At 38.5% G+C, this 11,834-nt stretch carries 6 protein-coding genes and 1 pseudogene; 6 read left to right on the forward strand and 1 reads right to left on the reverse strand.

Annotation, left to right across the window (positions count from 1 at the left end):
- Positions 1 to 277: 277 nt before the first annotated feature.
- Positions 278 to 2,251 carry a serine/threonine phosphatase gene (locus V7K32_RS14020; RefSeq protein ID WP_334994129.1) on the forward strand — a complete coding sequence of 658 codons (1,974 nt, stop codon included), beginning with the start codon at positions 278 to 280 and terminating at the stop codon, positions 2,249 to 2,251.
- Positions 2,252 to 2,438: 187 nt separating this feature from the next.
- The gene (locus V7K32_RS14025; protein ID WP_334994131.1) at positions 2,439 to 3,707 is read left to right on the forward strand and encodes an FHA domain-containing serine/threonine-protein kinase; all 1,269 of its coding nucleotides are present in this window, start codon (positions 2,439 to 2,441) and stop codon (positions 3,705 to 3,707) included.
- A 133-nt stretch (positions 3,708 to 3,840) separates the two neighbouring features.
- On the opposite strand, the gene V7K32_RS14030 is transcribed toward V7K32_RS14025, so the two are convergent.
- Positions 3,841 to 4,059: a DUF4327 family protein gene (locus tag V7K32_RS14030; protein ID WP_012407469.1), complete on the reverse strand. Its 219-nt coding sequence runs from the start codon at positions 4,057 to 4,059 to the stop codon at positions 3,841 to 3,843.
- 868 nt (positions 4,060 to 4,927) lie between these two features.
- On the opposite strand from V7K32_RS14030, the gene V7K32_RS14035 reads away from it, so the two are divergent.
- The 4 genes and pseudogenes from V7K32_RS14035 to V7K32_RS14050 all read left to right on the forward strand — a co-directional run.
- Positions 4,928 to 5,326, forward strand: a complete 399-nt coding sequence (locus V7K32_RS14035; RefSeq protein ID WP_334994133.1) for a tetratricopeptide repeat protein — start codon at positions 4,928 to 4,930, stop codon at positions 5,324 to 5,326.
- A 107-nt stretch (positions 5,327 to 5,433) separates the two neighbouring features.
- Positions 5,434 to 8,907, forward strand: coding sequence for an FkbM family methyltransferase (locus V7K32_RS14040; protein ID WP_334994135.1), 3,474 nt, complete (start codon positions 5,434 to 5,436; stop codon positions 8,905 to 8,907).
- Positions 8,904 to 10,568 (forward strand): O-linked N-acetylglucosamine transferase, SPINDLY family protein, encoded by a 1,665-nt coding sequence (locus V7K32_RS14045; protein ID WP_334994137.1) that lies wholly within the window; start codon positions 8,904 to 8,906, stop codon positions 10,566 to 10,568. Before V7K32_RS14040 ends, V7K32_RS14045 begins: the two co-directional genes overlap by 4 nt.
- Before the next feature lie 947 nt (positions 10,569 to 11,515).
- Positions 11,516 to 11,635, forward strand: a pseudogene (locus V7K32_RS14050) (ISAs1 family transposase); the annotation flags it as partial.
- Positions 11,636 to 11,834: the final 199 nt, after the last annotated feature.

Raw genomic sequence — 11,834 nt, forward strand, 5'->3', positions numbered from 1 at the left:
GATGTCTCTAATACTGGTGATATTAGTTATTAAGTAATTTAAGTCTTTCTACGTAAATTAAATAGAAGCTTTTATTGTCAGTATGTGTACTACAGAATGAAGTGCGGAATGTGGGTTAAATATTTGTCTAATATGCGTCACAATTAATACTGTCACCAAAATTCATTGATAAACTACAATCTCTTATAGGTCTACTGTAGTCAGGGACAGCCAATTGTGGCACCTTGGATCTTAGTGGCTAGAAGCACCTTGGAACGGGAATAAAGGAACTTCCACTATGCTGATTTGCCCTCAGTGTAAATTTGAAAACCCCAATAGCAATAAATTCTGTCAAAGCTGTGGCACATCCCTGACTCACAAGGTTTGTCCTGAATGCAGTACCGAAGATGTACCTGTGAATGCACTACGTTGTCATAACTGTGGCACGGAATGTGGAACAGTGTTTTGGGCAATTATTGCTAAGGAAACGACTCTGAAAGCTTTGGGAGTAGAGGGAAATGAGGCAGATGAGGGAGCAATATCTTCTTCATCTCCTCTATCCGCTAGCTCTCAGATTGCATTAGGCTCCTATTTAGACTCTCAAGAGCGCTATCAATTGTTAGATCCGCTACCTGCCGAAACGGAAACTGTCAGCATTACTGATGTAGGCGCGAGAGTTCTAGACTGCCAGCCGTATCAAATATCACCAATTGAGGCAATACTAGCAAGTCAGCAATCAGATTTGCTAAAGCCATTAGTGGAAGCAAGTGGAATTCCTCACCTTGCTAAACTTTATATTGCCTTACAATGCCAAGATCAGCCGGGGATACCGCCGATTCATGATGCATGGCAGCAAGGAAATATGCAGGTAGTCATAATCGAAGACCGCTCACATTGGCAGGCTCTACTCGATTTGTGGCAAGAAGAAACAACGAGTTCGTTCAAAATTTTACACTGGTGTTATGAAATGACCCAACTTTGGGCATTATTGGAACCAGTAGGTTGTCGTCAAAGCCTTTTAAATTTGTCGAATTTACGATTGGATGAAGACCAAACGCTGGCGCTACAAAGGTTGTATGTAGAATCATCCAATTCTTTGGGCGTCACGGAGTCGCCAGAAGATGCCGAAGCCGAAACATCTGCTATTCCAGAGCAACCGTTAACTATTCAAGCTTTGGGGCGGGTTTGGCAAGCGCTATTTAGGCAGTCTCAACGCACTCAATTTGGCTCTGTAGTCCAGATGTTGGGGGATTTAGAGGTAGGTAAGATTCAGACGATCGCACAATTGCGATCGCGTTTGGAGGAAATCTCTATTGAACTGGAAGCACTAGGAACCGCAATACCCCCAATAAAGGAGACAAATACTACTGTGTCCACTAACCCAGAATCAGATGAGGCAGAAAAATCAGAAAGCAAAATTGATGATATGCCAACTGTTGTGCTGGCGATGCAGTTAAGTAGCTTAGAAGATGCAGGACACACAGATGTAGGGCGTCAACGTCATCATAACGAAGACTACTTTGGCATTGAAACCAAAATTCACAAGCTGGAGTTGCCCAAAAGTCGAGTTCTGCAAGCGCATGGTTTGTATATTCTCTGTGATGGTATGGGTGGACACGCTGGCGGCGAAATAGCCAGTGAGTTAGGAGTCAACACCCTACGGCAATACTTTCAAGAACACTGGATTACCAACCAACTGCCAACGGAAGATAGCATTCGTGAGGCAGTGTTTTTAGCTAATGAGGCGATTTACAAGCTCAATCAACAAGATGCCCGTTCTGGAGTTGGGCGCATGGGTACAACTCTGGTCATGCTGTTAATTAAAGACACTCAAGCAGCAGTTGCTCATGTGGGAGATAGCCGTCTCTATCGCTTGACCCGCAAGCAGGGACTAGAACAAGTCACAGTAGATCACGAAGTTGGGCAACGGGAAATTATCCGCGGAGTGGAAGCAAGCATCGCTTACGCCCGCCCGGATGCCTACCAACTCACCCAAGCCTTGGGGCCTCGTGACGAAAACTCGATTAATCCCGATGTGGGCTTTTTCGAGATTAATGAAGATACTCTTCTGCTGTTAGCATCGGACGGTCTATCAGATAATGATTTAATAGAAACTCATTGGCAGAATCACTTAGAACCGTTACTTAGTTCTGGCGTTAACTTAGAACGGGGCGTTACAGACTTAATTGAGTTGGCGAACCAACACAATGGTCACGACAATATTACTGGTATAATTGTCCGGGCAAAAGTACGCCCAAATTTGGAAAGTTGAAAAAAAATGGGGAGTGGGGAATGGGAAATCGGGAATGGGGCATAGTGAAGAAGACTTGGGGACTTTTGAGAATTAGGGACAAGGGGAAAGACTTGTTACAAGTTCTCACCTCTTGTCCCCTTGTCTCCCCCTACTCCCCACCCCCCACTCCCCACTCCCCACTCCCTCTTAACTTGTAGGTTGTATTGTGGTTAGTCTGACTCTGTTAGAACCGCAACAGAAAACGCCCCTCCAGCAGTGGTGCTTTGAGAACTCTTCCATAATTCGGATTGGTCGAGCGGCAGATAATCATGTTGTTTTAAGTGATACTTTAGTTTCGCGGCATCATCTAGAACTGAGACAAATAGATGCTGACAATGGCGGTGGTTGGCGGTTGATTAGTCAGGGTACTAATGGGACTTTTCTCAACGGTGTCCTTGTGATTCAGAGTTCATTACCAGATAATTCCCTGTTGCAACTGGCACAGGGAGGCCCAATACTGAAATTCCAAATTCAGGATGTAACAGTACTGGAAACTGGTGTGCGATCGCAACAAATGCAAGAAACAGAAGAGAACGCCGTTGCAACACTCTACTCAGCCCAAGGTAGATACACTTGCACCCATCAAGGCAACTCCCCAAACAATCTGTTTTGCATCCACTGCGGCCAACCTCTCTCAGTACAACAGAAAATTCGCCATTATCAGGTGTTGCGAACTCTCGGACAAGGAGGTATGGGTACTACTTATCTCGCTTGGGATGCGGCTGGTCAGATTGCGGGTATGCCACAACTGCTGGTGTTGAAGCAAATGAATGCTGATATGGTAAAAATTGCCAAAGCTCAAGAATTATTTGAGCGGGAGGCGTATACTCTCAAATCCCTTAACCATCCGGGAATTCCCAAATATTACGACTTCTTTGTAGAAGGTGGAAAAAAATACTTGGCAATGGAATTAATCCACGGACAAGATTTAGAGAGGCGTGTCTATACTACTGGGCCAGTTACCCCAAACCAAGCGATCGCTTGGATGATTCAAACCTGCGATATTTTAGACTATCTTCATAGCCAAGAGCCGCCACTGATTCACCGCGACATTAAACCCGCTAACCTGATGGTGCGAAGTTCACTAAATCGCATAGTGGTGCTAGATTTTGGCGCTGTTAAGGAAATTGGCACAGCGCCCGGTACTCGTATTGGTGCAGAAGGTTACTGCGCTCCTGAACAAGAACGAGGACAACCTTTGACTCAATCTGATTTATATGCAATTGGGCCAACGGTGATTTTTCTGCTCACAGGCGAAAACCCTTTCAAGTATTACCGCCAGCAAGGGCGAAACTTCAGGTTTGATGTGGCAAAAGTTCCCACCATTAGTTCCCAATTAAGAGATGTGATTGATCGCGTTACAGAACCATTGCCACGCGATCGCTACCAAACTGCAAAGGAATTAGCTGCGGCGTTAGCTGGTTGCCAACTTTAGGGAGTTAAGAGATAGGAGTTAAGAGTTAAGAGTTAGGAGTTAAGAGTTAGGAGTTAAGAGTTAGAACTCTTCCCCTGCTTCCCCTGCTCCCTCTGCTCCCTCTGCTCCCCCTGCTCCCTCATCCCCCTCATCCCTATTCCTCATCCCAAGTCTCTACAGCTAGCAATTCACTAACTGGGTCTTGCATACTAAAGCCAAAGTCAAGCAGTTCCTGTTTCCAGTGCTGCCATTCATTACCGTAGAGCAAAGCAATTTTCCAGATGCTATCGCTTGGCTTGATAATGTTCGATTCTATGAGTGATTGCACGTTGCGCTGCAATTTCACCATTGGGTGAATCACTTGCTGAGTCATAACCTCGATTGAATTCAGATTTTGTTGGTAAATACTTAATTAAAACTGCTTCCCATTCTGCAATTGTTGCCGGATCGTAGAGTGGTGTAATTTTTGGTAAAGCTAGTCTTAACTTTTTAACTATACCATAACAAACTCTACTAAATTACTAGTAAATTCGCTTTTGTACGGTAATTACCACCAAAAAACTCTAAATTCACCAAGCACTCCTTAAACTTTTTGCAGAAGCTAGGCAAAAGTACAGAGGGAAAAGTTAAAGAATGAAGGGGTAAAGGATGCTTTTGTTTCCCCATTTTCCTTTAACCTTTCGCCGTCTTCTTTTTCCTTTTAACCTTTAAGCACTAGAGTGTAACAGCACCTTTTGTAAAATATCTATTGTGGACACCGAGCAAAATAATTAGTCTTCTGAAAAGTTACACTATGTAGTGTGACTGACGACGACTGGCAAAATTTTATTTGTTTGAATCACGAAAAATATGTGTGCTTGTTGAAGAACTATAGGATATGGGGTAGTTTGAAAGTTTTTGACTGACAGGTAAATTTGCAATTGAGTAGAAATTTCTACTGTTTTTTCTTTATTTAAACGTTATTTAAAATATCGCAAACATCTAACTTTAGGCTGAATCATCGTAAATCTTTATATAATTTTAATTTTTCGCCCAGTGAATAAGATTTGGAGAGCGATCGCATGGCAAAATTGTCGGCACAGCATAAGCTCACCATAAAGCTTCTTTGTCTTTAGAGTCAGCATTTGAATTTTGTGTAAAAAATTTCTAGCGAAGATGTTAGTTTATCTTGAGCAGGTGGGTATCCTCAGAACGGGAGGCTTGCTACTACCTAAGTATTTACCACAGCAAGTATATGAGGCATGGCTGGTTCCGGGGAAGAGTACGTAATTACCCGTAAAAAGCAGATTGAGCGGCGACAAAAGATTGTCACGATAGTGTCATTAGTGTCCTTTGTTGGTTCTACGGTGTTTGCAGTAATTCCAGCAATCCAACAGGCTAGTCAACCTAAGCCAGCAATTGCATCTGCTTCTCCTGAGTCATTATTACAGCAACAAGCACAGGGTTACGAGTTGGTTTTACAACGAGAACCAGAAAACCAGCTTGCTTTAGAGAAACTGTCTATAGTGCGGTTGCACTTGAAGGATGCTAAAGGCGCGATGAAACCTTTGGAGAAGCTGGTAAAGTTGCACCCCAATCGGCAAGATTACAAAGTTGTATTAGAGCAGATTAAGAAGCAAGAGGGAAGGGGCGATCGCTAAACAAATAACCCAAAAAAACTTAATTGGTATGTCTAATTAGACAATCTAGCCAAAATTATCTTCACTAGATTAAATTGTTAACACTTATAGGAGCGAAGTTAGTAAAAATGACATTTATTTCATATGCCCAGAATTTTGAAGATGTTTTACTTAATCGAGTATTTAAAAATAAAACCAAAGGGCATTATATTGATGTAGGAGCCTTACATCCAACTGTTGATTCAGTAACCAAAGCTTTTTATGATATTGGATGGTCAGGAATAAATATAGAACCAATAAAAGAATGCTATAAATTATTTGAGCAAGAGCGTCCGAGAGATATTAATCTGAATATTGCTCTAAATAATTCAGAAGGCTACCTAGAGTTTTTTCAAGTAGTAGGACAACCTGGAAACTCTACTTTAAATAAAGAAATAGCTGAGAAAATTGCCCAAGAGAAAGGTTTAGAACTTTCTCGATATACTGTTTATGTTAAGACTTTAGCGGAAGTCTGCAAAAAATATGTCAATCAGAAAATTGATTTTATTAAAATTGATGTTGAAGGAGTAGAAGAGGAAGTTCTTTTGGGTGGTGATTGGGAGCAATTTAGACCAACAATATTAGTAATAGAAACTACTTTACCAGGTACTAACGTTCGCTGTGAAAATAATATTCCCGTTTTTTTAAGGGAAAAACGTTATCAACAAGTTTTCTTTGATGGAATTAATGATTATTATATATCTGAAGAGTCAGCCGGTTTAGCCAAATACTTCTCTTTTCCTATTAATGTTTTAGATAATTATATAAATTACAGGTTGCTCGAAAAACAAAGAGCAGAGAAAATAATACAAAATCAAGATCAGATAAATACAGAATTTGGAAGATTAATTACGCCTCATACTGAAAAAAGAACAACAATATATGAATCTTTAAATCAAGAAGACAATTTATCAGCTTTAAATAATATACGGAAACTACAAATAGCCTTAGACATTGCTGTATTAGGTTTAGGTACTATCCTTGAAACTGCCAAAACAGGAGTTTATAGAGTAACAGAGTATCTTTTAAAAGGACTAATAAAATATCCTCAGTGTGATATTTATTTATGTACGAGTAATCCTGAGTTATTTGATGCTTGTCAAATTTATATAAATGAAAACTTTGAATATAACAATTTTCATTTATTTCAGTTATCAGAACTAAAATATCAAAATATAGATATTTATCACTCTAGTTATTATTCTTTGCCAAATAATATTTACTTTGCTACAAGAATTATAACAGTTTATGATTTAATTCCTATTCTTTTCCCACACTATTTTAATCATAATTCAGAACATCTGGTTAAAAATACTATAGATAAAATAGATCATAATGATTTTGTGTGCTGTATTTCCGAATCAACAAAACAAGATATTTGTAACTATCAACAAAATCTTAATGAAAAGCAAGTATTTGTTACACAGTTAGCTGCTGATAAAGAAAAATTTTATCCTTGCGATAATCAAGAATTAATTATCAAAACGAAACAAAAATATAAAATACCAGAGCAACCTTATATATTAACTCTATCAACCCTGGAGCCAAGAAAAAATATAGCTCATGTTATCCGTTCTTTTTTGACATTAATTAAAAACCAACAGATTAATGATCTTAATCTAGTATTGATAGGTACAAAAGGATGGCAATATGAAGAAATTTTTGCAGAAATAGATAGAGTCAAAGAACTAGAAAACAGAATTATTATTACTGGTTATGTTCCCGATGATGATTTAGCTCCTTTGTATTCAGGGGCATTAGCTTTTATTTATGTATCTTTATATGAAGGTTTTGGCTTACCACCATTAGAAGCCATGCAATGTGGAACTCCAGTCATAACCTCTAACACTTCTTCCTTACCTGAAGTTGTTGGAAATGCCGGAATTATGCTTGATCCTAATGATGCAATAGGGCTTTGTAATGCCATATTTAAGCTATATTGTGAACCCGATTATCGAGAAAATTTGGCTAACAAATCTCTTCAACAGGCTCAAAAATTTAGTTGGGATAAATATATTGAAGAAACTATCAAAATTTACGAGTTAGCTAAAGAAAAAGCAAAAACTTTACCTCGTCGTAACATTTTAATTGATGGTGTCTTTTTCCAACTCTATAAAACAGGAATTGCTAGAGTTTGGCGAAGTCTGTTAGAACAATGGTCAAACAGTGATTTCGCTAATCATATCCTAGTCTTAGATAGAGCCAATACTGCACCTAAAGTTAATGGGATTCGTTATCGCACAATTCCTGCCTATGACTATAACAATACCGAAGCTGATAAACAGATGCTTCAAGAAATTTGTGATGAGGAAGAAGCTGAATTATTTATATCTTCTTACTACACTACCCCCATTAATACCCTTTCCGTATTTATGGCTTATGACATGATACCTGAAGTATTAGGAGGAAACTTAAATGAACCTATGTGGCAAGAAAAACACAACGGTATTAAACACGCCTCTGCTTTTATTACAATTTCTGAAAATACAGCTAAAGACTTAAATAATTGTTTCCCTGAGATACCCTTAGAATCAATTACGGTGGCTCATTGTGGAGTTGATTCGATTTTCTCTCCTGCTTCTGAAGGCGAAATTAACGCTTTTAAATATAAATATGGTATTAATAAACCATATTTTTTATTAGTTGGTGCGGGTTCTGGTTACAAAAACGGTATTTTATTCTTCCAAGGCTTCTCACAACTAGCTAACAGTTACGGATTCGATATTATTTGTACTGGTATTGGCGGAGTGTTAGCGCCAGAGTTAAGAACCTATACAACAGGTAGCACTGTACATCTGCTCCAACTTAGTGATGAAGAATTAGCTTTAGCCTATTCGGGTGCTGTGGCGCTGGTTTATCCTTCTAAATATGAAGGTTTTGGAATGCCTATTATTGAAGCAATGGCTTGTGGTTGTCCTGTTATTACCTGCCCTAATTCTTCAATCCCCGAAGTGGCAGGAGATGCAGCAATATATGTCAATGATAATGATGTGGATGAACTGGCAAATGCACTTTGTGAGGTGCAAAAGCCTAGTATTCGTCAATCTTTAATTACTGCGGGTTTGGCACAGGCGAAAAAGTTCTCATGGACAAAAATGGCGCAAACCGTAAGTTCTGCATTGATTGATGCTACTCTCTTATCTTTAAAGCTTAAGGAGGTCAATTTCATTATTTTCCCAGATTGGTCGCAATCAGAAGAGTTAATTGGTTTAGAATTACAAGGAGTGATGAAGGCGGTAGCAACTCATATTGATAGTCAAAAAACTACCCTACTTATTAATACTGCTAATATTGCTGTGGAGGATGCTGAACTGTTTTTATCTAGTGTGGTTATGAATCTTTTAGTGGAAGAAGATTTAGATATTACTGAAGGGTTAGACATTTCTCTAGTCGCAAACTTGGCTGATATTCAATGGGAAGCTTTACTATCTCGCATCCAAGCAAGAATTATTTTGGAATATGAAGATACAAACGCGGTGAGTCAAGTAAAAGCAGAAACTATCACATCTTACGATATAGAATTTTTTAGCGAAGCACAAGCTGAACAGTTTTTTTTTGCTTGAGCAATAAATTCTTTAGTCAGGGAAGATGGACAGAAGCGATCGCTCAATATCAAAAACTTTTAGAAATCCAATTGTGTGATGCAGATGTTTATTGTAATTTAAGTTATTGCTATAGACAGTTAAACCTGCTAGAGGAATATTTTCAGACTCTCCAGCAAGGAATTAAACTTTACCCTCAAGAAGGAAGATTACATTTTTCATTAATCATCGACTTGCGGCGTAATGGACGGATTCAAGAAGCAATATTAAGTGCAGAAAATGCGGCTAATTGCTTACCGAATGATTACACTTTTCAACTTCTCAAATATTTAACAGTTCCATCAATATACCAAAATAAAGAGGAAATTAACTTTTATCGCCAGCGCTTTAGTCAAGGACTGCAAGATTTAATTCAGCAAACATATCTGAAAACTACAGAAGATCAACAAAGTGCTTTAGCCGGTATAGGTCGCCTCACAAATTTTTACTTATCATATCAGGCACAAAATGATATAGATTTGCAACGCCAGTATGGAAAGTTAGTACATGAAATTATGGCAGCTAACTATCCACAATGGATAGTTCCTTTATCTATGCCTAAGCTTGAGCCTAATAACAAAATTCGTATTGGTTATGCTTCACATTACCTGCATTCTTATAGTGGCACACTTTGGTTAACTGGCTGGTTACATTACTGCGATCGCCAAAACTTTGAAATTTACTGTTACTACACAGGAAACGAGCCAGATCCTGTTACCCAACAGTTCCAAAATTACAGCGATGTTTTTCACCATATTCCTTATAACTTATCAGCAGTTTGTGAACAGATAATTGCTGATAAATTGCATATTTTAGTCTTTCCTGAAATAGGTATGAACCCGCAAACCATGCAAATGGCCGGTCTGCGGCTTGCCCCTGTACAATGTACAGCTTGGGGACATCCGGTAACAACTGGCTTACCTACAATTGATTACTTTTTATCTAGCGAGTTAATGGAACCCGAAAATGCCCAAGAACATTATTCAGAAAAATTAATTCGCTTACCCAACATTGGAGTTTCTTACCCTAAGCCATATATTCCCCCAGTTATCAAAACCCGTTCAGATTTTGGGTTAGGAGATGATGCAGTTATCTACTTGTGCTGTCAAGCTCCTTTTAAATACCTACCGCAATATGATTTTATTTTTCCGGAAATTGCTCGTCGTCTTCCTCAAGCTAAATTTGTATTTTTGCGTGGTAGTTTACTTGAGCCACGCCTAAAGCGTGCTTTTGCTGCTGTTGGATTTAACACTGAGGATTATTGTGTATTCCTCAATATTCCAGAGCGGCTAGACTATCTAATGATTAACTTACTTTCAGATGTTTATCTAGATACATTCACTTGGTCTGGTGGTAATACTACTCTAGAAGCGATCGCTTGTAATCTCCCTATTGTTACCTGTCCAGGAGAATTTATGCGCGGCCGTCACTCTGACAGCTTTTTAAAAATGCTAGGGGTGACAGATACTATTGCTGAAAACGAAACTGAATATATTGAAATTGCTGTCAAATTAGGACTTGATCCGTCTTGGCGAGGCACTATTGCAGAAAGAATCAGCCAAAATCACGATCGTCTTTTTGATGATAAAGCTTGTGTCCAAGGTTTAGAAGCCTTTTATAAAGAAGTTTGTAGTAAGCACTGAAGTGCTAAAAAAATCTATGTATAAATATCGGAAGCTCACAGCAGAACAAAAAACTGAACTAGTTAAGTATCAGGGCAAACGCATCTAAATATTGACGAGCCTGAATCAGAGTGGAATTTAACAAAACCCTAATCAAATTAGGCTTTCAGGAAATTAAATATTCGTCTATATGGTAATAATAATCATTATTAATGAGAGTTAGAGGCAGCCAACGGCTGCCTGTCAAGGAACATGGGGGAGCAATGCGATTTTGTGAGGTTTGGGAAAAAGGTGCGATGCCTGCGGCGGGCGTAGCCATCGCAAAAGAGCAATACTGATGATCAAATATTTATTACATCAATGTGATTAAACCACAGCACAATTTATCTTCTTAAAATATCCCAAGAAGATAGCGGTTAAATAATTTCATTCTTATGGCTCTTGTTGCTTTCTAAGTCCGTAATCGAGAATATGAGTATTTATAATTACAATAAAATTCTTAAATAACTGGTGTAAGTATCAATACCTTCGCCAATTTACGAGGCTGAGTTGATGTATTAAGGTCTTGTTCTCCAGGGTTTGGCAAAAACAATAAGTCCTAAAAATTACTTCAAGGTTTCCCTCAAGCATTTTTTAACGTATTGACCGCAGTATCAAGGGTTTGAGCTTCCAAGCTACCCTGTAAGCTAAACCCTTATTTATGAATTATTTTGCCGTTTTTGCCAAAATTTTTGTAGGCTCTTATTTTGGCAAAGGTATTGAGTATAAAATTTATTTAACTGTTTTAGGATTGATAAAATTTTATCAAAGTATAAATACTATTTAATTAGTATAAATATATTTTAATTACTGAGGGAACGATTTAGCGATCGCTTGTTTTTGACCAGATATCACAAAATCCCCTTGCTCCCGAACATGCTATTCTCGCACAAACTCCAAAGAAGAATTACATTCTTATTCTCCCTTCTATGAAGCTCAAACCAAAAATCACAATTGATGACCATTTTTTGGGAATAGAAGACCCACTAATTGACCGCACTAAACTACACAATTTAATTGATATCATAACGATTGCTATCTGTGCAGTGAGATGAAGATTTCAATAAAGCCATTGTGGGTATTGCCAACGGCTACAGTACAATCACTCCCTGTAATATGGGGATAAATCAACTGGCGCTCATAGCAGAGGCTAGTATCCCACATTCCGCACTTCAATCAGTAGTATTAATAAACTACATTTAAATAAAATTCCAAATTATAATTTGGACTCCTAAGTAACCCTGAAAA

It is taken from the genome of Nostoc sp. (assembly GCF_036917635.1).
In the GTDB taxonomy this organism is placed as follows: Bacteria; Cyanobacteriota; Cyanobacteriia; order Cyanobacteriales; family Nostocaceae; genus Nostoc.